The organism is Halomarina salina (assembly GCF_023074835.1).
GTDB lineage: Archaea > Halobacteriota > Halobacteria > Halobacteriales > Haloarculaceae > Halomarina > Halomarina salina.
Map to the genome: position 1 here is coordinate 1,072,621 of NZ_JALLGW010000001.1, position 21,238 is coordinate 1,093,858.

The window sequence follows — 21,238 nt, forward strand, 5'->3', positions numbered from 1 at the left end:
TCCCATAGCACAATCTATGTGATACCTAGGCGTGTACTCGCCGTCGATGGGCTACCTCACGGATACGAAGGTCTCGGAGAAGAACCTCACCACGGTGCCGAAACCGGTTCGCAACTTCCTCGGCGTCGGCGCGGGCGACCGCGTCGAGTGGCACGTCGAGGAGGGGAGCATCGTCGTCAGGAAGCAGGACCCGGACGCGTCCGACGACTCGGACTGACGGCGTTCGCTAGGATACGTCGCCGGGGATGTCGACGTCCCGACGCACGCCGGAGTCGTCGACGGCGACGAGTGCACTGTCCTCGCCGTCGAGCAGAATCGCGCGCCCGCCGGTGTCGCCCTCGGTGTCGGCCAGGGTGTCGTAGTACCGCGCGTCGAACAGCACCGGGTTCCCTCGCTCGCCCTCGAACGCGGCGGCGAGGGCGGTCCCGACACCCGCCCCGTACGCGCGAACGAGCGCGTCGACCGTCTCGCTCCGGACGAACGGCATGTCGCCGAGGGCGACGACGACGGCGTCCGCGTCGGGCGTCCGCTCGCGAACCGCCAGCACGCCCGCCCGGACCGACGACGCCTGCCCCGTCTCGTACTGCTCGTTGACCACGGTCTCGACCGGGAGGCCGTCGAGCGCCGCTTCGACCCGGTCGGCCTCGTGGCCGAGGACGACCAGCACCGGGTCGACGCCGCTGTCGAGGAGCGTCCGGGCAGCGTGGCGGACGATTGGGTCGCCGTCGACGGTCGCGAGGAGTTTGTTCCGCTCGCCGAAGCGACTGCTCGTCCCGGCGGCGAGGAGGAGTCCGGCGACCGTCGGCCTGTCGGGGGTCGTGTCCGCGTCCACGTCCCCCTCCGCGTCCTCCACCTCGCTCGACTCGACGACCGGCAGGTCGCCAGCGTCCGCGGGTGGGTGGTCGCGCTCCTCCGGAGAACCGTCGGTCATCGCTCCAGTACGGGGTACGGAACGACGTCGACGCTCTCGTCGGCGGCGACGGGGGACTCGGTGAGGACGACGCCGTCGGCCGTCACCGCGCGGGTGCTGGAGGAGAGGACGCTCGGGTCGAAGGTGTCCTCGTACACCGAGAGCGGCGAGTCGACGTGGCCGAGGGGCATCGCCACGCCATCGTCGAGCGTGACGGGGATGCCGTACGTGAACCCCTCGACGGCGAGGCCGACGTCGCGGGCCATTCGTGCGGGGACGGTCGGGAGCGACGCGTCGCCGGTGAAGAGGGGACGGGCGACGAGCGTCGTCACGAGGTGTGCGCCGACCGGTTTGCCGGGGATGGCGAGCGCGATGGCGTCGTGGTCGGGCAGTCGCGCGACGGCGATGGGTTTGCCCGGCCGGAGTCGGACGCGGTGGAACAGCACCTCGCCGAGGTCGTCGAGCGCACGAATCACGTAGTCCTTGTCGCCGACGCTCGTCCCGCCCGTGGTGACGACGACGTCGTACTCCTCGGCCAGTTCGGCGATGCGCGACTCGACGCGGTCGACCTCGTCGGGAACCGACCCCTCGTAGGTCGCCTCGTGACCCCACGACCGGACGAGTCCGGCCAGCATCGGCGAGTCGAGGTCGCGATGGCGGCCCTCGTGTATCTCCGTCCCGGTCGCCAGCAGTCCGACCGAGCAGCGTTCGTGGACCGTCACCTCGTCGAGCGCGAGGTCACCGAGCAACAGCGCGTCCTTCGCGCCGAGCCGGTCGCCCGCCGCGAACAGGTCGGTCCCCGCCGAGACGTTGCTGCCTCGCTGGTAGACGTAGGTGCCCGGTTCGATTTCGGTCCCCGACAGTCGGCCGTCCTCGACGGTCGCCTCCTCGCGCTTGAGGACGGTGTTCGCGCCGGACGGGAGCGGCGCACCGGTCGCGATTCTGACCGCCGTGCCCGCGTCGAGCGGCGGAGGCTCGTCCTCCGGGAACACGCCCTCGGCGAGGTCGAGCGGGTACTCCTCGGTCGCGTCGAAGGCGAACCCGTCCATCGTCGCGTGGCTCTCTGCCGGGACGTCGACCGGCGCGCGAATCGGGTCGGCGACCGTCCGCCCGGCGACCCGGTCAAGCGGGACGCGCTCGCTCGGTCGGCGCGGCAGCCACTCCTCGCGGAGTGCCAGGACGCGCTCGACGGCGTCGTCCAGGTGGAGCATCTCGTCGTCGGCGGGGGTCTCGTGAGCAGTCATGAGTCAGTTACCATCGTCGGTGTAGACGACCTCTCTCCCTAACATTTATTGATGAGGTACGCCAACGCTTGCCACGAGGTAATAGTATGCACATAGTGCGGGGTTATAAAAGATGAGGGCGAACCGTCGCAGATCGACCCGGCTCCGACCCACGACTCGACGCCGGCCCGGGTGGTGGCGATGAGGTTCGACGGCGAGTTCGAACTGGAGGACGTCCCGCCGGAGAAGGCGTGGATCGTCCTCTCGGACCCCATCGCGGTCAGGAACGCGCTGAAGGGCTGCAAGTACATCACGCCGAAAGACGAGGACTTCAGCTTCGACGACTACGAGGAAGCCGAGGACATCGAGACGCTCCCGGAGGCGGACCCCGACGTCGTCGCCGCCCGTGCGTTCGAGGAGGGCCAGGAGTACGCCGCGCTGATGCAGGTCGGTGTGGGGAGCGTCAAACCCCGGTTCGAGACGACCGTGACCATCCAGGAGCGGGACTCCGAGGCGTTCCGCATGACCGCGACGGGGAGCGGGAGCGCGAGCGGGAGTAGCTTCAGCATGGACTCCGGGATGCACATCCACCCGCACGACAACGGCGAGGGGTCGCGCATCGAGTGGTGGACCGAGGCGGACATCTCGGGCCGCATCGCGCAACTCGGCTCGCGGGTCATCGACCCGGTCGCCAACAAGATCGTGGGCAACTTCTTCGGCAACATCGAGGAGCAGATGAGCGAGGTCGACGAGGAGACGGATTCGAGCGTCACCGACCGGCTCCGGGGGCTGCTATGAAGGCCGCCCCGTTCGAACAGCACGAACCGACGACCGTCGAGGAGGCGGTGAGCCTCCTCGAGAGCCTCGACGACCGCGCCATCCTGGCCGGCGGGCAGAGCATGGTGCCGATGCTCCGGTTCCGCCTCGCGGTCCCGGAGACCATCATCGACATCAACCGCGTCGAGGGACTCGACCGTTTCGAGGAGGACGAGGAGTGGCTGAAGATCGGCGCGCTCGTCCGACACGCCGACGTCGAGCGCTCCGCGCTCGTCGCCGAGAACTACGGGAGCTTCGCGGACACGGCGCCGCTGGTCGCGGACCCGCAGATACGGAACCGCGGGACGATCGCCGGGTCGGTCGCGCAGGCGGACCCGAAGGGTGACTGGGGGAGCGTCATGCTCGCCCACGAGGGGGTGATGGTCGCGCAGGGGCCGGACGGCGAGCGGACCATCCCGGCAGACGAGTTCTTCCTGCTCCCCTACGACACGACGCTCGACGAGAACGAACTGCTCACCGAACTCCGCGTCCCGGTGCCGGGACCGCGAGAGGGGAGCGCCTACCGCAAGCTGAAGCGGAAGGTCGGCGACTACGCGATGGTCGGGTCGGCCGCCCGCCTCGCACTCGACGACGACGGGCGCATCGAGACGGCCGGCGTCGGCCTGACGGCGGTCGACATCACGAACGTCCGGGCGACCGACGCCGAGGACCACCTCGTCGGCGAACGCCCGAGTAGTGCCCTGTTCAAGGAGGCCGGTGAACTCGCCGCCGAGCAGTCGAACCCCGAGTCCGACGAGCACGGTGACGCCTCCTACAAGGAGCGCATGGTGAACGTCCTCACCCAGCGGGCGCTCGGCGACGCTGCCGAACGCACCGGCGTGGTGAATCGGAGGGTATCACAGTGAATCCCACACGAGAGATAACGCTGACGGTCAACGGAACGGAACACACGATAGACGTCGAACCCCGCGAGCTACTGGTCCACGCCATCCGCGAGGACCTGGACCTGACCGGGACGCACATCGGCTGTGACACCGGCAACTGCGGCGCGTGCACCGTCGTCGTGGACGGCGAACCGATCAAGTCCTGTCTGATGTTCGCGACGCAGGCCGACGGGAGCGACCTGCTCACCGTCGAGGGGATGGAGGACCTGCCGGAGGCGGACGGCGACCTCCACCCGCTGCAGGAGGGGTTCCGCGAGGAACACGGCCTGCAGTGTGGCTACTGCACGCCGGGGATGCTGATGTCGGGCAAGGCGCTGCTCGACTCGAACCCGGACCCGAGCGAGCAGGAGATACGCGAGGCCATCAGCGGCAACCTCTGTCGCTGCACCGGCTACCAGAACATCGTGAGGTCGGTCGAGTACGCCGCCGACAGACTGGCGGGCGACGCGGAGGGCGAGACCGAGGAGGTCGCCGCCGCGGACGGTGGCGTGACCGTCGAACCCCCCGCCGACGCGGACGCTCCGGTCGACACCGACGGTGGCGTCGCGGTCGACGACGACGGCGTTCCGGTCGAGACGGGCGTCGCCGCCGAGCGACCGTTCAGTTGCGGCGTCGAGAACTGCTGTGGCGGTCCGACGACCGACCGCGACCACGAGGGAGGTGACGCCGAATGAGCAACGACGGAGAGACGGGCGGCGAGGACGCCTCCCGGCAGTACGTGGAATCGGACGACGGCGGACCGGACCCCGAGACCTACTGCGGGCACGGCCGCGGCGGGATGGGCGAGGAGGTGAAACGGAAGGAGGACCAGCGGTTCATCACCGGTCGCGGCAACTACGTCGACGACATCAAGAAGCCGGGGATGCTCCACTGCGAACTCGTCCGGAGCCCCCACGCTCACGCCCGCATCGAGAACATCGACAAGTCGCGAGCGCTGGACGTCGACGGCGTCGTGGCCGTCCTCACCGCCGAGGACCTGCTGGAGTACGACCTGGCGACGATGCCGACGCTGATGGCCGACACGCAGGACGTGCTGGTCAACGACAAGGTGAAGTTCCAGTCCCAGGAGGTCGCGGCGGTCATCGCGACCGACCGGTACACCGCGAAGGACGGCGCGCAGAAGGTCGTCGTCGACTACGACGTGCTGGACCCGGTCGTCGACCCGTACGACGCGCTCGAAGACGACGCGCCGCTCATCCGGGACGACATCGAGGGCCAGGAGGACAACCACTGTCTCGACTGGGAGACGGGCGACAGGGAGGCCACCGACCGGGTGTTCGACGAGTGCGAGGTCACCGTGAAGGAGGACATGCTGTACCAGCGCCTCCACCCCGCGCCCATCGAGACCTGTGGTGCAGTGGGGGACTACGACCCCGGCAAGGACAAGCTGACCGTCCACATGACGTCGCAGGCCCCGCACATCCACCGGACGCTGTTCGCGCAGGTGTCGGGCATCCCCGAGCACAAGATACGCATCGTCAGCCCCGACGTGGGCGGCGGGTTCGGCAACAAGGTGCCCATCTATCCCGGCTACGTCGTCGCCGCCGCGGCGTCGTACGTGCTGGAACGGCCCGTGAAGTGGATGGAGGAGCGCTCGGAGAACATCCAGTCGACGGGGTTCGCCCGCGACTACCACATGACGGGCGAACTCGCGGCGACGAAGGAGGGGAAGATTCGCGCGGTGCGGACCGACGTGCTGGCGAACCACGGCGCGTACAACGCCGTCGCCCAGCCGTCGAACTTCCCGGCGGGGTTCTTCAACATCTTCACCGGGTCGTACGACGTCGAGACGGCCTACGGGTCGCTGACGGCGGCGTACACGAACACCGCGCCGGGCGGCGTCGCCTACCGGTGTTCGTTCCGGGTGACTGAGGCGGTGTACCTCATCGAGCGGATGGTGAAGGTGCTCGCCGACGAACTCGACATGGACCCGGCGGAGATACGCCGGAAGAACTTCATCCAGCCCGAGCAGTTCCCGTACGAGAGTCCGACGGGGTGGAACTACGACTCCGGGGACTACGAGGGCGCACTGGACCTCGCGCTGGAGATGGCCGACTACGACCACTACCGCGAGGAGCAACAGCGCCGCATCGACGAGGACGCGGACAAACTCCTCGGAATCGGTATCTCCTCGTTCACCGAAATCGTCGGCGCTGGCCCCGGGAAGACCTGCGACATCGCGGGCGTCGAGATGTTCGACTCCGCGGACATCCGGGTCCACCCGACCGGGAAGGCGACCGTGCGAGTCGGCGTCCAGACGCAGGGCCAGGGCCACGAGACGACGTTCGCACAGATCGTCGCCGAGGAACTGGGCATGAACGTCGACGACATCGTGGTCGAACACGGCGACACCGACACCGACCCGTACGGGCTCGGGACCTACGGCTCCCGGAGCACGCCCGTCGCGGGCGCGGCCGCCGCCGTCGCGGCCCGGAAGGTCCGCGAGAAGGCGAAGTCCATCGCCGCGAACGAACTCGAAGCGGCCGAGGAGGACGTGACCTGGGACCGCCAGAGCGGCGAGTTCCACGTCGCCGGCGCGCCGGAGCGCTCCATCGGCATCACCGAGATCGCGGCGGGTGCGTACATGAACCACCCGTCGAGCGAGGAGCCGGGGCTGGAGGCGGTCGACTACTACGACCCGCCCGAGATGACGTACCCGTTCGGTTCGTACATCGTGGTCGTCGAGGTCGACCGCGAGACCGGCGAGGTCGCCTTCGAGAAGTTCGTCGCCGTCGACGACTGCGGCAACCGCATCAACCCGATGGTCATCGAGGGGCAGATCCACGGCGGTCTCGCCCAGGGTATCGGGACGGCGATGCTGGAGCAGGTGACGTTCGACGACAACGGCAACGTCACCGGCGGGGACTTCATGAACTACCTGCTGCCCACCTCGATGGAGATTCCGGAGTTCGAGACGGGCTACACCGTCACGCCGTCGCCCCACCACCCCATCGGTGCGAAGGGGGTCGGCGAGTCGCCGACCGTCGGGTCGCCGCCCGCCATCGTCAACGCCGTCGTCGACGCGATGAAACACGGCGGCATCACGCACGTCGAGATGCCGATGACGCCGGACGTCGTCTGGGAGAAACTCGACGAGGCGGGCCTCGCCATCGACCCGGCCGACCAGTTCGAGGTCGAGTTCGACGAGGGTGGAGAACAGCGTGGCGAGGCGGACGACTGACCCACGCGGTGCGGAGACGGCCGTCCGGCGCAGTGCGGGACGGTCCGCTCCAACCCCAACGACCGCCTCTACGACCCTGCACTCGTCCGTCTTCGACCCGGAGACGAACCGAGACGTGAGGACCGAATGACCGACGACCACCCACCCGCCGACCGCCACGGCACCGACCAGTACGATGTCGACGACTCCGCGAGCGGCGCACCGGCAGACGCCGACCTCGGAGACCTGGAGCGGACGCTGACCGACCGCGGCGAGCCGTTCGCGCGGGCGACCGTCGTCCGCCGGGAGGCACCGGTCTCGGCGAACGTGGGCGACCGGGCGCTCGTCACGAGCGACGGCAGCCTCCACGGCTGGATCGGCGGCGTCGCCTGCGCGCAGTCGACCGTCGTGAGCGAGGCGCAGGCGGCCATCGCGGACGGCGAACCGCGACTCGTCGGGCTCGCACCCGACCCCGCCGACGTCGAGCGCCCCGGTCTCGAGGCGTACCGGATGACCTGCCACAGCGAGGGGACGCTCGAACTGTTCGTCGAACCGGTCGTCCCCGCGACGCGACTGCTCGTCGTCGGCGACTCGCCCATCGCGCGGTCGCTCGTCCGACTGGCGAGCGAACTCGCCGTGCAGGTGACGCTCGTCGACCCCGACGGCGGGGACGCGGATGTTCCAGGGTCCACGACGCGACTGACGACGCTCGACCCCGAGCGCATCGCGGCGTCGGTCGGGCCGGGACCGCTCGTGGTCGTCGCCTCGATGGGGCAGTACGACGCTCGCGGCGTCGCGGCCGGGCTCCTCGCGGACGCGCCGTACGTCGGTCTCGTCGCGAGCGAGGTCCGGGCGGCGGACGTCGCCGAGCGTGCGGCCGGACTCCTCGGCCGCGACCCGGAGACGGTTCGTGAGGCGGTGTCTAGCCCCGCTGGCGTCGACATCGCCGCCCACACCGCGGCCGAGATAGCGGTGAGCATCCTCGCCGAACTGGTCGACGTCCGGTCGGCGAGCGGGACCGTCGCCGTCGCCGACCCCGAACGAGACCACGAGTCGAGCGACGAGACGGCGACCGAGGGCGCGGACGGTAATGCAGACGAGGAGCCCCACCGCGACCCGGTCTGTGGCATGACCGTCGACCCCGATGGCGCGCCGAGCGTCGCGCACGACGGCGAGACGTACTACTTCTGCTGTGCGGGCTGTGCCGACTCCTTCCGGGCCGACCCGGCCGCGTACCTCGACGGCCAGGGACAGGCCGCGGAGTCGGGATGACCGCGAGGTGACGCCGTGACCGACCCCATCCTCCAGACCGTCGTCGACCGCCTCCGAGGACTCGGAGCGGGCGCGGCGACCGTCGAGCGCGTGACGGTCGGCGACCGGGTCGTGCTGGTCGAACTGTCGGGCGTTCCCGCATCGGCGACCGACGAGACTCGCTCTGACGCGGACGACGCGGCCGTCCACCGGACGGCCGGTCTCGCCCACCGCCCGCCGGGTGAGGTGCCACCGACCACCGACCTCGACGTGGGGACGCTCCTCGGGTGGGCCGCCTCGGCGGGCGACGGCGACACCACCACCCCGGTCGAACGAGCGCTCGGCGTCGCGACGCTGAACGCCCTGTCGGTTCCCCACGTCGACTGGACCGAGGGGGACCCGATGGCGCTGCTCGACCCCGAGGTCGACACCATCGCGACGGTCGGCCTGTTCCGTCCCGCGTTCCGCAAGTTCGACGACGTCGAGTTGCGAATCGTCGAGCGACGGGCCGTGGACGAGTTCGCGGTGCCCGACGGCGTCCGGGTCGAGACGTTCCGACCGGACGAGGCGGCGACTGCACTCGCGGGGAGCGACGTCGTGTTCGTCACCGGGTCGGCGTTCCTTTACGGCGGCGCCGAACGCTACCTCGACGTGGCTCCCGCGTCGGCGACGGTGGTCCTCGTCGGAGCGACGGTCTCGTTCCTCCCGGCACCGCTGTTCGCGGCCGGCGTGGACGTGGTCGCCGGGGCGGCCGTGACGGACGTCGACCGCGCCCGCGCGGCGGTGCGGGAGGGAGCGTGCGGCACCGACCTCCACGACGTCGGCGTCCGGAAGGTGTACGTCGTCGACGAGCGCTCGTCCGCGCCCGGACTACGTCTGCGCACGTCACGAGCGAACGACGGGGAGTGAGTCGTGACGCTCCAGCGGTGTGCCGGACGGCTCGGACGCCAGTCGCGCCTCGCGACGCGGGAGACAGGAACGGTGGTCTCGGGCGTGCGGGACGTCGGTCGGACGGTCGTCGACACGAACGCTTAACGAGGCCCGCGAACCAGGTCTCTCGAAATGAGCGAGCCGACTGGCGCGCTGCCTGGACGCGGCCCACCGGCCCAGCGGTCCGCCGCATCGAACGGCGACGTCGCCCCCCGACCGAGTCGTTCGTCGCCGTGGTGAGTCCGACGTCGGTGGTCGCGCGGACGCTCCCCGGTATCGGGTTGCTCGTCGGCGGCGCGATACTCGCGAGGGCCATCGCCGGGCAGATTCCGCTCGGAAGCGAACTCATCGTCGCCGTCGTCCTCGGACTGGTCGTCGGGAACACGGTCGGCGTTCCGGCGTGGGGCGAACCGGGCGTCGCGACGAACCCCCGACTGCTCGAGGTCGGCATCGTCCTGATGGGAGCGACGGTGACGGCCGGCAGCATCGTCGAGGCCGGGCCGACCGTCGCCGGCGTCGTCCTCGTGGCGGTCGTCGCCACCATCGCGATGGTCGAGGTCCTCGCACGGACCGTCGTCGGGATACCGGAGAAGGAGGGGTCGCTCCTCGCTGCGGGGTCGGGAATCTGTGGGGTCTCGGCCGTCGCCGCAGTCGCGGGGAGCATCCGGCCCGACGAACGGCAGGTCGCGTACGCGGTGGCGACGATACTGCTGTTCGACGCCGTGACGCTGTTCGTCTACCCGCTCGTGGGGGACGCGCTCGGTCTCTCGGATATCGTGTTCGGCGTGTGGGCCGGGACGACGATGTTCAGCACCGGCCCGGTGACGGCGGCGGGGTTCGCGTTCTCCGAGACGGCCGGGCAGTGGGCCGTCCTCGTCAAACTCGCCCGGAACACCCTCATCGGCGTCGTCGCCGTCGGCTACGCGGTGCTCTACAACCGACGCGGTGCCACGGCGGACGACGCCCGCCGCGGGGTCCGGGCGAACCTCGGCCACCTCTGGGCGAGTTTCCCGACGTTCGTCGTCGGCTTCCTGTTCGTGATGGCGCTGGCGAGCGCTGGCTTCCTCTCGACCGCACAGGTAGCGCTGCTGGACGACGCCTCGAACTGGCTGTTCCTCCTCGCGTTCGTCGGTCTCGGGACGACCATCGACGTCTCGGAGCTCCGTGAGACGGGGCTCCGACCGGTGCTCGTCGTTCTGGTGACGCTCCTCACCGTCAGTAGCGTGATGCTGGCCGTCTCGTCCGTGGTGTTCTGAGACGGACCTGCCCGCCGGTGTCGATAGCTCGACGCGCTCCTCGTCGAGCCTCACCACCCGACGACGTGACGATATCCGACCCGACCCCCGGTCACCGTCTCCGTATGTAGACACCGGGGTTAACACACGTCATCGGACAGGTCTACGCATGCACACGAAACGACGGCAGGGTCTCGCCCTGGTCCTCGCGCTAGTGCTCGTCACCACCGCCGGTTGTTCCGCCCTCGGCGGTGGCGGGAACGGCTCACCGGAGACGCTCACTCAGGAGGAGTTCCACGCGCACGACGCGGCTCTCCGGGATGCTGGCTCCGCGACGGTCACGCTGAACGTCACCGCTCCATCGGGGGGGCAGTCCGTGCGACTGAACGGCGTCGTGAGGGCGGACTTCGAGGCGAACCGGACCAGCGCGAACACGACCATCCCCATGTTCGGCGGTATCAGCGTCGACCAGTACTCCGACGGGTCCACGACGTACGAGCGGACCGTCTCCGGGTTCACCGGAACGCAGTACGACGCCGTCGAGGGGAGCCAGACCTACCTCTCGACCGCGATGATGGACGACGGCGACGACGGGTCCTCGTCGAACGGCTCCGTGGACATCTCCTCCGAGAGTGCGAACCTCTCGTTCGAGAAGACGGGTGAAGACGGCTTCGAGGGCGCGACCGTCTACCGCGCCGACCGGTCCGCGCTCGTCGACACCTACTCCGGGAAGCTGAACGGGAGTGTCGTGAACGCCTCCCTGGAGATGCACCGCACCGACGACGGCTTCTTCAACTTCGTCCACCTCCGACTCGTGACCGAGGTCGACGGCCAGCGCCAGTTGACCGAACTCCGGTTCCGCATCACGAATCTCGGCGAGACCGCGGTGACGAAACCGGCGTGGGTGAGCACGGCCCGAACGATGACCGAGAACGCGTCGGCGTCCGAGAACGCGTCGGCATAACTACGCGAGCCGCTCTTTCTGTACCGGTCGCTCCTCGCGGATAGCTGTGCCGAGCGGGTGGCTCACGACCGACGAATTCGGGTGAATCGAGAGTGCGAGCGAAGGAAAGCGGCGACGAAGCGGCTACTCGTGAGCGACCGCGACCCTCAGATGACGCGGTTCTGGAGGTAGTCGAGGTGTTTCGCGTTGTAGACGATCTGGACGCTGTCGGCAGCAGGGCTGCCGATGCAGGTCAGACGGACGTTCTTGTCGTCGACCTCCTCGTCCGAGAGGATCTGCTGCATGTCCATCTCGATCTCGCCCTCCTTGACGATGGCAGCGCAGTTCGCACACGCGCCAGCGCGACAGGAGAACGGCCAGTCGTAGCCCTGCGCCTCGGCGGCTTCGAGGATGTACTCGCCTTCGTTGACCTCGAGTTCGCCGTAGTCCTCCTCGTCGAGACCCGCGTCGGCGGCTTCGTCGAAGAGGTCGTCGTCGTCCATCGACCAGCCCTGGTCGTCCAGAACTTCGTAGTTGAGGTATTCGACTGTTGGCATCACCGATGCTTTCTCCCGCCGCACTGTTAGACTTTGCTGTTGCGAGTTTAGGCGGGCCTAAGACGCTACGAAGGGGGTTTCCGGGGGTTCGCCGAACTCAGAACCAGGGGGCGAACCGGAAGACGAGGTACGCCGCGACGGCGGAGATGCTCGGTGTGAGAACCCAGAGGACGACGACGCGAGCGGTCGCGGCGGGGTCGAACAGGTCGCTCGCCTTGAGGCTCCCCGGGTTCTCTTCGCCGATGCTCGGGACGTCCGTGATGCTCTTGACGCGGCCACCACCCTGACCGTCGGCCGCGACCGAGTCGACGTCGACCGGGGGAGGGTCGCCGCTCCGGGCCGCCTTCGCGGCGTCCGAGAGCGTCGTCGTCCGGGTCGCTCGGCCCCAGCCCAGCCCGACGATGCACATCGTCGCGCTGACCGCGAGGCTGGCGGGGATGCCGATGAACGAGAGGAACGTGATGAGACTCGCGGAGATGGTCTCGACGATGAGCGCCGCGGTCAGCGGGAGGTCCGTCAGGTCGTTGCCGACCGTGTCGAGCGTCCGGCGGGCGATGGTGAACGCGCCGAGTCCGATGGCCCCGCCGGCGACGACGACGCCGACGCTGGTGTCGATGGCCCCCGCCCCGACGAGCGGGGCGACGGCGTTGGCGACGTTCGACGCGCCCGCGGAGAACGCCATGTAACAGCCGATGGCGATGACGAGCACCGTCCCGATCACCTCGCGTCGACGGGCGTTCGGGTGCTGGCGGGGGACTGGAATCCGGCTCGACCGGTCGAAGTACAGCGCGGGGTCGTCCGAGGAGTCGAGGTCCATCCACGCGTCGAGGTAGGGGTAGAGGTAGCGACCGATGACGCCACAGACCCAGAACGCGAGGATGGGGGCGACGAGCCACCACGTCACGATGCGGCCCATCGTCTCCCACGAGATGGTGTTCGTGGCGACGCCGAGACCGGCGATGGCCCCCACGGCGGTCATCGAGGTGGAGGCGGGGACGCCGAACAGGTTCGAGACGAGCAGCGCCATCCCGACGAAGAAGAGGACGGCGACGCTCGCCGCGAGCGTGAACTGGTCGCTCGGGACGATCTCGCCGCCCATCGTGTCGATGACCTTGACGCCGACCGTCGCGCCGCCGAGCAGCGCGAACACGGTCATCAGCAGTCCGGCAGCGAGTTTGCCGAGCGTGCCGCTCCCCACGGCAGGCCCGAAGGCGACTCCGGTCGAGGAGCCACCGATGTTGAACCCGACGAACACCGCGACTGCTAATCCGACGATCAGGAGAACCTCGGCCACTACCGGCCGTAGTTCGTGGTCGGAGATAAAATCACGGTGTTCCCCCTCTCACGGGACCGGTTTGGCTCTGCGATGACACGTTCTGGGGGGTTCAGAGCCCCCAGAACACGACGATTCCGCCGACGGTGACCACCGAGAGAAGGAGTTGCAGCGGCGCGCCGACGCGGAGGTAGTCGCCGAACGTGTAGCCGCCGGGGCCGTAGACGAACAGGTTGGTCTGGTAGCCGATGGGGGTCATGAACGACGAGGAGGCCGCGAACATCACCGCGAGGACGAACGCGAACGGGCTCACGCCGAGTTCGACGGCGGCGGTGACGGCAACCGGCAGCATCAGGACGACGCTGGCGTTGTTGCTGACGAGTTCGGTGACGACGCCGGTGACGACGTAGAACACCCAGAGCACGCCGACCGGCGGGAGGTAGGTCGCCGTCTCGGCGACGTAGTGGCCGAGCAGCGCCGCGCCGCCGGTCCGCTGGAGCGCGATTCCCAGTGGGATGACGCCCGCCAGCAGGAAGATGACGTTCCAGTCGACCGTGTCGTACAGTTCGTTCGGCCGGATGACCCCGAGTAGCACCATCGCGACGACGCCCGCCAGCGCGCTGACGAGGATGTCGACGATACCGAGGGCGGCGACGGCGACGACGCCGACGACGACGGCCACCGCGTACGGTATCTTCTCGGTCCGGTAGGCCGGTTCGTCGGGTTCGCGGGCGACGATGAAGTCCCGGCCGCGGGCGAGGCGGTCCAGCGCCTCGGGGGTCGCGCTCACGAGCAGCGTGTCGCCCGAGCGTATCTCGACCTTCTCCAGTCGCGACCGGACGACCTCACCACGCGAGCGGAACGCGAGGACGCTCGCGTCGTAGCGCTGGCGGAACGTCGAACTCCCGAGAGACTCGCCGACGAGGAACGACCCGCGCGGGACGACCACCTCGGCGACGACCACGTCGTCGTTCGCCAGCGCCTCCTCGGTGGTCGGTCCGCTCGCCGGGGTGAGCCCGTCGAGGACGACGAGCTGTCGGACGGCGGCGCTGTCACCGCGGAGGCGGAGCGTGTCGCCCGCCCGAATCGTCTCGCGGGTGAACGGACCGTACAGCCAGTCGCCGTCGCGCCGGACCTGCAACACGTCGGCGTCGAACCACGAGAGCGCGCGCTCGATGGGGACGCCCACGAGCGGCGACGTCTGCGGCACCGTCACGTCGGTCAGGTACGTCGCGATGCCGTACTCCTCGACGTAGTCGTCCTCGATGGGGACGCGCTCGGGGAGCAACCGGTCGGCGAACAGCAGGAGGTAGACGACGCCGGTCACGAGGACGACGACGCCCAGTCGCGTGAACTCGAACATCGACAGGCTGTGGAGGTCGGTTCCGGGGTACTGCACGGCGAGTCGACGCGCGACGTCGCTGGCGAGGATGTTCGTGGAGGTGCCGATGAGCGTGAGGGTCCCGCCGAGGACGGAGGCGTACGACAGGGGGATGAGGAGCTTCGAGGGCGACGTCTGCCCCTTGTGCGCGAGGTCGGAGATGACGGGGACGAGGATGGCGACGACGGGCGTGTTGTTGAGGAAGCCCGACGGGAGGCTCGCGACGCCGATGGTCGCCGCGAGCTGTCTCCGGCGGTCGGTGCCCGCGAACCGCGCCAGCCGACGGCCGAGAATCTGGACGACTCCGGTCTTCGACACGCCAGCCGAGAGGATGAGCATCGCCAGCACCGTCACCGTCGCCGGGTTCGAGAACCCCGACACGCCCAGCTCCGGCGTGACTCGCGTGTACGGTTCGAGGACGATGAGCAGGACCATCAGCAGGATGGCGGTGACGTCCACCGGGAGCGCCTCCGTGACGAACAGCACCAGCGCCAGTACGACCACCCCGAACACGACCAGTATCCCCACCGAGAGTTCGGGGGCGGCCGCGCTCTGGAGCACTGCGCCGAGCATCGTATAACTCGAACGACACGTGCGGACGTAAGCACACCGCGACACCTCCGCGCTCGTGGCGGTCGGCCAGCGACGAGCACCGGTCCGTCGCCGAGCGTCGGTACGGTCGTCGGTCGTCGTCCACACGACTCCGTAGCCGGTCGCGTCTCGGTGGCTTTACGCCACGTTCCCGCGTTCGTCGGCCCATGTTCTCCGAGTTCGAGGTCGTCCCCGCGGTGGACGTCCAGGACGGGCAGGTCGTCCAGCTAGTCGGCGGCGAACGCGGCACCGGGACGGAGTACGGCGACCCGGTCGAGGCGGCCGAGCGGTGGGTGGAGGCCGGCGCGCGGACGCTCCACCTCGTCGACCTCGACGGGGCGTTCGAGGGCGAACGCGTCAACGCCGACGCCATCGCGGCCGTCGTCGATGCCGTCGACGTTCCCGTCCAGATGGGCGGCGGCATCCGGACGGCCGAGGATGCACGCACCCTCCTCGACGCTGGCGTCGACCGGGTCATCCTCGGGACCGCCGCCGTCGAGAACCCCGACATCGTGGCCGAGGTGAGCGACGACTACCCCGACGGCGTCCTCGTCAGCCTCGACGCGAAGGGCGGCGAGGTGGTCGTCTCCGGGTGGACCGAGGGCACCGGCCTCGACCCGGCCGAGGCCGCCGAGCGGTACGCGGACCTCGGCGCGGCGGGCATCCTCTTCACCGACGTCGACGTCGAGGGCCAACTGGAGGGCGTCCGCACCGACCCGGTCCGACGACTCGTCGAGGCCACCTCGATTCCCGTCGTCGCCAGCGGCGGCGTCGCCACGCTCGACGACGTGCGTGCCCTCCGGGGGACGGGCGCGGCGGCGGTCGTCGTCGGCACGGCGCTGTACGAGGGACGGTTCACGCTCCGCGAAGCGATGGACGCCTGAGTCCGCCGATGCCCACTCCCGGTCACCGTCGCCGTCCACCGGTCGTTCGTGGCCTGCGCTGACGGTGGGTGGACGACGCCGTGCGATTCCGGACGACGCCGTCAGCACTCGTACGACGCTGTCTGGCGGGAGTTATCACGCGAGCGCCGAACGCACGACCATGCGCTCCTACAAGGCGAAGGCCGTCGAGCCGATCCGCCTCCCGGACCGCGACGCGCGCACGGAAGCGCTCGACGCGGCCGGACACAACGTCTTCAACCTCGATTCGGAGGACGTCTACGTCGACCTGCTCACCGACTCCGGGACCGGGACGATGAGCGACGAGCAGTGGGCCGCGCTGATGCGCGGCGACGAGGCGTACGCCGGGTCGAGCAGTTTCTCGCGCCTCCGGTCGGCCGTCGAGGACGTGATGGGCTTCGAGCACGTCGTCCCGACCCACCAGGGCCGCGGCGCGGAGAACGTCCTCTACGGGACGCTCGTCGAGGAGGGCGACGTCGTTCTGAACAACACTCACTTCGACACGACCCGCGCGCACGTCGCCAACCAGGGCGCGGAGGCCGTCGACTGCCCCGTCGACGGCGCGTGGGACCGCTCCGTCGAGGGCGACTTCCTCGGGAACTTCGACGTCGAGAAGGGCCGCGCCGTGGCCGAGGAGGTCGGTGCCGAGAACGTCCCCGTCGTCGTCACGACCATCACGAACAACTCCGCGGCGGGTCAGCCGGTGAGTCTGGAGAACATCCGCGCCACCGCGAACCTCGCCGACGAACTCGACGCCTGGTTCGTGATCGACGCCTGTCGGTTCGCCGAGAACGCTCACTTCGTGCAGGCACGCGAGTCGGGACAGCGCGACCGTTCGCTGGCCGCGATCGCCCGCGAGCAACTCTCCTACGCCGACGCGGTGACGATGAGCGGGAAGAAGGACGGGCTGGTCAACATCGGCGGGTTCGCCGCGATGCGCGACGACGACCTGTTCGAGCACGCGAAACAGCGCGCCATCCTCTACGAGGGGTTCCCGACCTACGGCGGCCTCGCTGGCCGCGATATCGAGGCGATGGCCGTCGGCCTGCGCGAGGCCGTCGAACCGCCGTACGTCGACGAACGCGTCGAGCAGGTCGCCACGCTCGGCGAACTGCTCTCGGAGGCGGAGATACCCATCGTGACGCCGACGGGCGGCCACGCCGTCTACGTCGACGCGGGCGAACTCCTCCCCCACATCCCGACCGAGGAGTTCCCCGGCCAGCGCCTCGTCTGCGAACTGTACCGCGAGGGCGCGGTCAGGAGCGTCGAACTCGGGTCGTTCGCGTTCCCCGGCGCCGACCGGCCGGACTACGTCCGCCTGGCCGTCCCGCGCCGGACGTACTGGCGCGAGCACCTCGAACACGTCGCGGAGACGGCGGCCGCGGTCCGCGAGAAGCGCGAGGAGTACGTCGGCCTCGAAATCGTCGAGGAACCACCGATGAAGGAGCTTCGGCACTTCTCGGCGCGTCTAGAATCGGTCGAGGAGTGACACCCGCTGGGAACGGTCCGGAGACCGAGCGCGTGAGACGGTGTCGGCTGCGCGAATCGACTTCGAGCGTCGGTTGGCGTGCGATGCGCGTCTTCCCGGCGTGGCAGCCGTCGTGGACGGTTCCCCTGGCCCTCACTGCTTGGCGCGGTAGCCGAGGTAGGCGACGCCGGCCCCTGCCGCCGACAGCGTCGGACTCGTGCTCGCGAGTTCGGGAGCCTTCCGGGAGGCCGTCCGAAGCAGTCGCTCGCTGAGTCGTGTCACGGACGATATCCAGAACTCGTGACGGAAAAACGTCACGCTACGAGGGAAACCGATTAGCCCCCACCCACTCAGGTTCGGGTATGACTACGCGGAGCGCGAGCGTGACGCGCACCACGAGCGAGACGGACATCGACCTCGACCTCACCGTCGACGGGTCGGGCGAGGCCGACGTCGAGACGGGTATCGGCTTCTTCGACCACATGCTGACGTCGTTCGCCAAGCACGGCCTGTTCGACCTGCGCGTCGAGTGCGACGGCGACCTGCACGTCGACGACCACCACACCGTCGAGGACGTGGCGCTCGCGCTCGGCGAGGCGTTCGACGAGGCGCTGGGCGACCGCTCGGGTATCGTCCGGTTCGCCGACCGACGGGTCCCCCTCGACGAGGCCGTCGCCAGCGTCGTCGTCGACGTCTCGGGCCGCCCCCTGTTTCGCTTCGAGGGCGAGTTCTCGCAGGATTCGGTCGGGGAGTTCACGAGCCACATGGCGGGCCACTTCGCCCGCTCGCTGACGACGACGGCCGGACTGACGCTCCACGCGAGCGTCGAGGGCGAGAACGCCCACCACGAGGTGGAGGCGCTGTTCAAGTGCCTCGCGCGGACGCTCGACGACGCGACCCGCATCGACGAGCGCCGACAGGGGACGCCGAGTACGAAGGGCGAACTGTAGTCGCTGGTCGCTCCACCTGGTTCTCCACCGCTCGTCCCCGCCCCGCCGCCAGCCTCGGGCGGTTCCGGAGCGCCCTGTTGGCTCGAGTGACGGTACTCGGCCGGTGAGACTCAACCGAACCCGAGAGAAAGCCCTTCGTCCCCCCACCGGTAGCGGGGCGTGGGTTGTACCAGCACATGACACGGTATTGCGTGGTTCGTCGTTTCACGACGCGACCGACGGCCGGCCGACGGGGTGCGTGAGCGTGGTCTCCTCACGGACGCTGCGGCTGGTCGCCGAACTCGCCGAGGAGTCCGAGGAGGCGTACCGGCCGACCGTCGTGGACGGCGTCGTCGTCTACCGGTCCGCAGAGCGCATCCTGAGCGACGACGAGCGACCACACGAGGCGCTGGAGGCGCTCGCGGAGCGAGGGATTCTCGACCGGACGTTCGACGGGAAGGTGTACCTCTGCCCGGAGTGCGAGTCGGAGGAGATGACGTTCACGACGGCATGCCCGGACTGCGGGTCGACGCACGTCGTCGAGCGGGAGTTCATCGAGTGCGAGGGCTGCGACCGGGCCGCTCCCGCGGCGGCGTTCGAGCGAGACGACAGCGAGATCGTCTGCCACGAGTGTAACTCGACGATGACGGCGGACAGCGTCGAGCGAAGCCGTCAGTACGTCTGTGAGGCGTGCGGCGAGGACACCGAACTGCCGCTCAACGCGCTCCAGTGCACCGCCGACGAGTTCCTCTCCGCACCGACCGAGGCCATCGAGCGGGTGCTCTACAGCTACGAACTGGGTGCGAACGGTCAGGAGTGGCTCGAAGAGCAGTTGCGCGCCCGGCGGGTCGTCGCCGAGGAACTCGCTTCGCGGGGCTACAACGTCGAGGAGGAGGCCACGGTCACCGGGCGGTCCGGGACCGACCACCACCTCCACGTCCACGCCGCGGACGACCTCCTGGGGGAGCGACTCGTCGCCACCGTCCACGAACTCCCGCTCACCGAGGACGTCGTCGGCCTCATCGACGCCGCGGCGGACCTCGACGCCCGGCCGATCCTCGTCTCGACGCTCGGGACGGTGAGCGTCGAGGTGGCCGACCGGGCGGAGCGCGAGGAGGTGACCATCCTCACCGTCGACGACGACGGCACCGTCTCGCGGAGCTACGAGGTGACCGAGGACCTGACCGACGCGCCGTCGTTCATCGAACGCATCACCACCGCGCTGCGCTGATGACTGCCGTTCACAGGACCGACTGCCGGCCCCACGAACGGTCGCCGGTCACACCGTCACGACGCCGAAACTGAGACCGTCGGCTCCGACGCCGACTGATAGCTGGTCGCTGCGCCCGACGCCGCCGCTGGTCAGGTGCGTCCCCGTCGGCCCGTCCTCGACGGTCACCGCGACGGTCGCTCGCTCGTCGAGTGCGGCCACCGCCTCGAACGAGACGGACGACCCGGACGGCGGCGTTCCGTCGTCGGTCTCCCCGGCCGCGAGGTCGACGGTCTCCTCGAACGGCGGCGTACCGGTGGGTAGTGTCACCGCGGTTTCGGTCCGGGCGTCCTCGACCGTCCCGGTCCGTCGCTTCGAGGTGGTCGAACGTCTCCCGGCCGTCGGACGGCCCGGCGTCGGCCAGATGCGGACGATTACGGTCACCGGTGCGGCGGTGCTGTTGTAGACCAGGAGGTCGGCGGTGGGGCCGAACAGGCCACTCCCGTCGGTACTGGTCCCCTGGCCGGTGCTCGTTCCTCCGTCGGTGGCGGCATCGTCGCCCGAGAGACAGCCAGCGAGGGCGAGCGAACACGGGAGTGCGGCGAGGACGCGTCGGCGCGTAGAGGGCATCGGCGACGGTTTCGACCGGTGGGTAATACGCGTTCCGTGCGGACTGCCGGGCCCGAGCACGACGGAAACCACTAAACCCGCCTCTGCCGACTGCCACCCAACGACCGATGTTCGACGAAATCATGGAGAAGTTCGAGAACAGCCCCAGCCAGCAGGCGGTCATCCGCCTGCTGCTCGAACGGGGGTTCTCGGTCAACGACGAGGGGCGGGTGGTCTCCGGCGGCATCGAGATTCCCAACACCGGCATCGCCCGCGAGATCGGCGTCGACCGGCGGGTCGTCGACGCGACGACCGACGCCATCCTCGCCGACCCCGAACTGCGCCGCATCTTCCAGAACATCTCCGCGATTCCGAGCCTCCGGGACCTCGCGCCGGTGCTCGACCTCACGGTCCTCACCGTCTACGTCGACGACGCCGAGGCGTCGGGCATCGTCGCGACGGTGACCGGCACGCTCGCCGACGCGGGCATCTCCATCCGCCAGACCGTCAGCGAGGACCCCGAGTTCACCGACGAACCGCGGCTCTCCATCATCACCGACGCCGACCTCCCCGGCGACCTCATCAACGAGATTCGCTCGCTGCCGTTCGTCCGGAAGATAGAACTGGAGTAGTCGGCTGGCGTCGTCGAACCGGACGCGGTGGCGTCGTCTCGCGTTCCTCCTTTCAGGTCGACGGTCGGACCTCGACTCGGTCCCCGACGCGCCAGTACGTCACCCCGCCGGCCACCAGCGCCGCGAGGACGCCCGCCGGGATGCCGACGAACAGCGACGGCCAGACGTACGGGTCGAGCGCCGCGGTGACGCCGATTCCGACGACCAGCAGTGCGAGGACCGCGACGAGGAGACTGACGAGGACGCGACGGACGTTCATGGTTCCCCGTACGTCGTTTCAGGGAATACCCGCTTCGCTGGTTCTCGCCGGGCG

Annotated in this window: 22 protein-coding genes; 14 read left to right on the forward strand and 8 right to left on the reverse strand. The window is 69.4% G+C overall.

Annotated elements, in window-relative coordinates; translation table 11 throughout:
- The first annotated feature begins 46 nt into the window (after window positions 1–46).
- Entirely contained in the window at window positions 47–217 is a 171-nt protein-coding gene (locus MX571_RS05440; protein ID WP_247414572.1) for an AbrB/MazE/SpoVT family DNA-binding domain-containing protein, read from the forward strand.
- A gap of 9 nt (window positions 218–226) precedes the next feature.
- Here the strand turns inward: MX571_RS05440 and MX571_RS05445 are convergent, their stop codons facing one another.
- Both MX571_RS05445 and MX571_RS05450 read right to left on the reverse strand, forming a co-directional pair.
- Window positions 227–931: a nucleotidyltransferase family protein gene (locus MX571_RS05445; protein WP_247414573.1), complete on the reverse strand. Its 705-nt coding sequence runs from the start codon at window positions 929–931 to the stop codon at window positions 227–229.
- Window positions 928–2,154 (reverse strand): molybdopterin molybdotransferase MoeA, encoded by a 1,227-nt coding sequence (locus MX571_RS05450; RefSeq protein ID WP_247414574.1) that lies wholly within the window; start codon window positions 2,152–2,154, stop codon window positions 928–930. Before MX571_RS05450 ends, MX571_RS05445 begins: the two co-directional genes overlap by 4 nt.
- Window positions 2,155–2,334: 180 nt before the next feature.
- On the opposite strand from MX571_RS05450, the gene MX571_RS05455 reads away from it, so the two are divergent.
- From MX571_RS05455 to MX571_RS05490, 8 genes are all read left to right on the forward strand, one after another.
- Complete coding sequence (locus MX571_RS05455) at window positions 2,335–2,931, forward strand: SRPBCC family protein (protein WP_247414575.1); 597 nt, start codon at window positions 2,335–2,337, stop codon at window positions 2,929–2,931.
- Complete coding sequence (locus tag MX571_RS05460; RefSeq protein ID WP_247414576.1) at window positions 2,928–3,815, forward strand: FAD binding domain-containing protein; 888 nt, start codon at window positions 2,928–2,930, stop codon at window positions 3,813–3,815. Before MX571_RS05455 ends, MX571_RS05460 begins: the two co-directional genes overlap by 4 nt.
- Window positions 3,812–4,528 carry a (2Fe-2S)-binding protein gene (locus tag MX571_RS22655; RefSeq protein ID WP_368408987.1) on the forward strand — a complete coding sequence of 239 codons (717 nt, stop codon included), beginning with the start codon at window positions 3,812–3,814 and terminating at the stop codon, window positions 4,526–4,528. Before MX571_RS05460 ends, MX571_RS22655 begins: the two co-directional genes overlap by 4 nt.
- On the forward strand, window positions 4,525–7,035 hold the full coding sequence (locus MX571_RS05470; RefSeq protein ID WP_247414577.1) for an aerobic carbon-monoxide dehydrogenase large subunit: 2,511 nt from the start codon (window positions 4,525–4,527) through the stop codon (window positions 7,033–7,035). The genes MX571_RS22655 and MX571_RS05470 overlap by 4 nt, the downstream gene beginning before the upstream one ends.
- A 126-nt stretch (window positions 7,036–7,161) precedes the next feature.
- A complete protein-coding gene (locus MX571_RS05475; protein ID WP_247414578.1) occupies window positions 7,162–8,286 on the forward strand; it encodes an XdhC family protein in 1,125 nt (374 codons plus the stop codon).
- A gap of 15 nt (window positions 8,287–8,301) precedes the next feature.
- Window positions 8,302–9,174 carry a Rossmann-like domain-containing protein gene (locus tag MX571_RS22660; RefSeq protein WP_247414579.1) on the forward strand — a complete coding sequence of 291 codons (873 nt, stop codon included), beginning with the start codon at window positions 8,302–8,304 and terminating at the stop codon, window positions 9,172–9,174.
- 257 nt (window positions 9,175–9,431) lie between these two features.
- Entirely contained in the window at window positions 9,432–10,451 is a 1,020-nt protein-coding gene (locus MX571_RS05485; protein WP_247414580.1) for a YeiH family protein, read from the forward strand.
- A gap of 148 nt (window positions 10,452–10,599) precedes the next feature.
- Window positions 10,600–11,394 (forward strand): DUF7537 family lipoprotein, encoded by a 795-nt coding sequence (locus MX571_RS05490; RefSeq protein WP_247414581.1) that lies wholly within the window; start codon window positions 10,600–10,602, stop codon window positions 11,392–11,394.
- A 146-nt stretch (window positions 11,395–11,540) separates the two neighbouring features.
- Here MX571_RS05490 and fer read toward each other — a convergent pair whose 3' ends face one another.
- The 3 genes from fer to MX571_RS05505 all read right to left on the reverse strand — a co-directional run bounded on the left by fer (window position 11,541) and on the right by MX571_RS05505 (window position 15,157).
- Window positions 11,541–11,930 (reverse strand): ferredoxin Fer, encoded by a 390-nt coding sequence (gene fer, locus MX571_RS05495; RefSeq protein ID WP_247414582.1) that lies wholly within the window; start codon window positions 11,928–11,930, stop codon window positions 11,541–11,543.
- 97 nt (window positions 11,931–12,027) lie between these two features.
- Window positions 12,028–13,224 carry an inorganic phosphate transporter gene (locus tag MX571_RS05500; protein ID WP_247414583.1) on the reverse strand — a complete coding sequence of 399 codons (1,197 nt, stop codon included), beginning with the start codon at window positions 13,222–13,224 and terminating at the stop codon, window positions 12,028–12,030.
- Window positions 13,225–13,315: 91 nt separating this feature from the next.
- Complete coding sequence (locus MX571_RS05505) at window positions 13,316–15,157, reverse strand: SLC13 family permease (protein WP_247414584.1); 1,842 nt, start codon at window positions 15,155–15,157, stop codon at window positions 13,316–13,318.
- A 185-nt stretch (window positions 15,158–15,342) separates the two neighbouring features.
- Between MX571_RS05505 and hisA the strand changes: the two genes are divergently transcribed.
- Window positions 15,343–16,059, forward strand: a complete 717-nt coding sequence (gene hisA / locus MX571_RS05510; protein ID WP_247414585.1) for a 1-(5-phosphoribosyl)-5-[(5-phosphoribosylamino)methylideneamino]imidazole-4-carboxamide isomerase — start codon at window positions 15,343–15,345, stop codon at window positions 16,057–16,059.
- Window positions 16,060–16,219: 160 nt separating this feature from the next.
- Window positions 16,220–17,566, forward strand: coding sequence for a tryptophanase (locus MX571_RS05515; protein ID WP_247414586.1), 1,347 nt, complete (start codon window positions 16,220–16,222; stop codon window positions 17,564–17,566).
- Window positions 17,567–17,698: 132 nt separating this feature from the next.
- On the opposite strand, the gene MX571_RS22340 is transcribed toward MX571_RS05515, so the two are convergent.
- Window positions 17,699–17,827 carry a hypothetical protein gene (locus tag MX571_RS22340; protein ID WP_282594463.1) on the reverse strand — a complete coding sequence of 43 codons (129 nt, stop codon included), beginning with the start codon at window positions 17,825–17,827 and terminating at the stop codon, window positions 17,699–17,701.
- An 80-nt stretch (window positions 17,828–17,907) separates the two neighbouring features.
- Between MX571_RS22340 and hisB the strand changes: the two genes are divergently transcribed.
- Both hisB and MX571_RS05525 read left to right on the forward strand, forming a co-directional pair.
- On the forward strand, window positions 17,908–18,495 hold the full coding sequence (gene hisB / locus MX571_RS05520; RefSeq protein WP_247414587.1) for an imidazoleglycerol-phosphate dehydratase HisB: 588 nt from the start codon (window positions 17,908–17,910) through the stop codon (window positions 18,493–18,495).
- 238 nt (window positions 18,496–18,733) lie between these two features.
- A complete protein-coding gene (locus MX571_RS05525) occupies window positions 18,734–19,705 on the forward strand; it encodes a TackOD1 domain-containing metal-binding protein (protein WP_247414588.1) in 972 nt (323 codons plus the stop codon).
- Between the two features lie 48 nt (window positions 19,706–19,753).
- Here MX571_RS05525 and MX571_RS05530 read toward each other — a convergent pair whose 3' ends face one another.
- The gene (locus tag MX571_RS05530) at window positions 19,754–20,314 is read right to left on the reverse strand and encodes a hypothetical protein (RefSeq protein ID WP_247414589.1); all 561 of its coding nucleotides are present in this window, start codon (window positions 20,312–20,314) and stop codon (window positions 19,754–19,756) included.
- Window positions 20,315–20,421: 107 nt separating this feature from the next.
- Here MX571_RS05530 and trpY point away from each other — a divergent pair, with 107 nt between their 5' ends.
- Window positions 20,422–20,925, forward strand: coding sequence for a TrpY family transcription regulator (trpY, locus tag MX571_RS05535; protein ID WP_247414590.1), 504 nt, complete (start codon window positions 20,422–20,424; stop codon window positions 20,923–20,925).
- A gap of 52 nt (window positions 20,926–20,977) precedes the next feature.
- On the opposite strand, the gene MX571_RS05540 is transcribed toward trpY, so the two are convergent.
- Window positions 20,978–21,184 carry a DUF8147 domain-containing protein gene (locus MX571_RS05540; RefSeq protein WP_247414591.1) on the reverse strand — a complete coding sequence of 69 codons (207 nt, stop codon included), beginning with the start codon at window positions 21,182–21,184 and terminating at the stop codon, window positions 20,978–20,980.
- Window positions 21,185–21,238: the final 54 nt, after the last annotated feature.

Coding starts and splice junctions, on each gene's coding strand:
- MX571_RS05475 (WP_247414578.1), top strand. CDS start 7,162: ATGACCGACGACCACCCACCCGCCGACCGCCACGGCACCGACCAGTAC.
- hisB (WP_247414587.1), top strand. CDS start 17,908: ATGACTACGCGGAGCGCGAGCGTGACGCGCACCACGAGCGAGACGGAC.
- hisA (WP_247414585.1), top strand. CDS start 15,343: ATGTTCTCCGAGTTCGAGGTCGTCCCCGCGGTGGACGTCCAGGACGGG.
- MX571_RS05530 (WP_247414589.1), bottom strand. CDS start 20,314: ATGCCCTCTACGCGCCGACGCGTCCTCGCCGCACTCCCGTGTTCGCTC.
- trpY (WP_247414590.1), top strand. CDS start 20,422: ATGTTCGACGAAATCATGGAGAAGTTCGAGAACAGCCCCAGCCAGCAG.
- MX571_RS05460 (WP_247414576.1), top strand. CDS start 2,928: ATGAAGGCCGCCCCGTTCGAACAGCACGAACCGACGACCGTCGAGGAG.
- MX571_RS05440 (WP_247414572.1), top strand. CDS start 47: ATGGGCTACCTCACGGATACGAAGGTCTCGGAGAAGAACCTCACCACG.
- MX571_RS05445 (WP_247414573.1), bottom strand. CDS start 931: ATGACCGACGGTTCTCCGGAGGAGCGCGACCACCCACCCGCGGACGCT.
- fer (WP_247414582.1), bottom strand. CDS start 11,930: ATGCCAACAGTCGAATACCTCAACTACGAAGTTCTGGACGACCAGGGC.
- MX571_RS05505 (WP_247414584.1), bottom strand. CDS start 15,157: ATGCTCGGCGCAGTGCTCCAGAGCGCGGCCGCCCCCGAACTCTCGGTG.
- MX571_RS05470 (WP_247414577.1), top strand. CDS start 4,525: ATGAGCAACGACGGAGAGACGGGCGGCGAGGACGCCTCCCGGCAGTAC.
- MX571_RS05540 (WP_247414591.1), bottom strand. CDS start 21,184: ATGAACGTCCGTCGCGTCCTCGTCAGTCTCCTCGTCGCGGTCCTCGCA.
- MX571_RS05490 (WP_247414581.1), top strand. CDS start 10,600: ATGCACACGAAACGACGGCAGGGTCTCGCCCTGGTCCTCGCGCTAGTG.
- MX571_RS05515 (WP_247414586.1), top strand. CDS start 16,220: ATGCGCTCCTACAAGGCGAAGGCCGTCGAGCCGATCCGCCTCCCGGAC.
- MX571_RS05455 (WP_247414575.1), top strand. CDS start 2,335: ATGAGGTTCGACGGCGAGTTCGAACTGGAGGACGTCCCGCCGGAGAAG.
- MX571_RS05450 (WP_247414574.1), bottom strand. CDS start 2,154: ATGACTGCTCACGAGACCCCCGCCGACGACGAGATGCTCCACCTGGAC.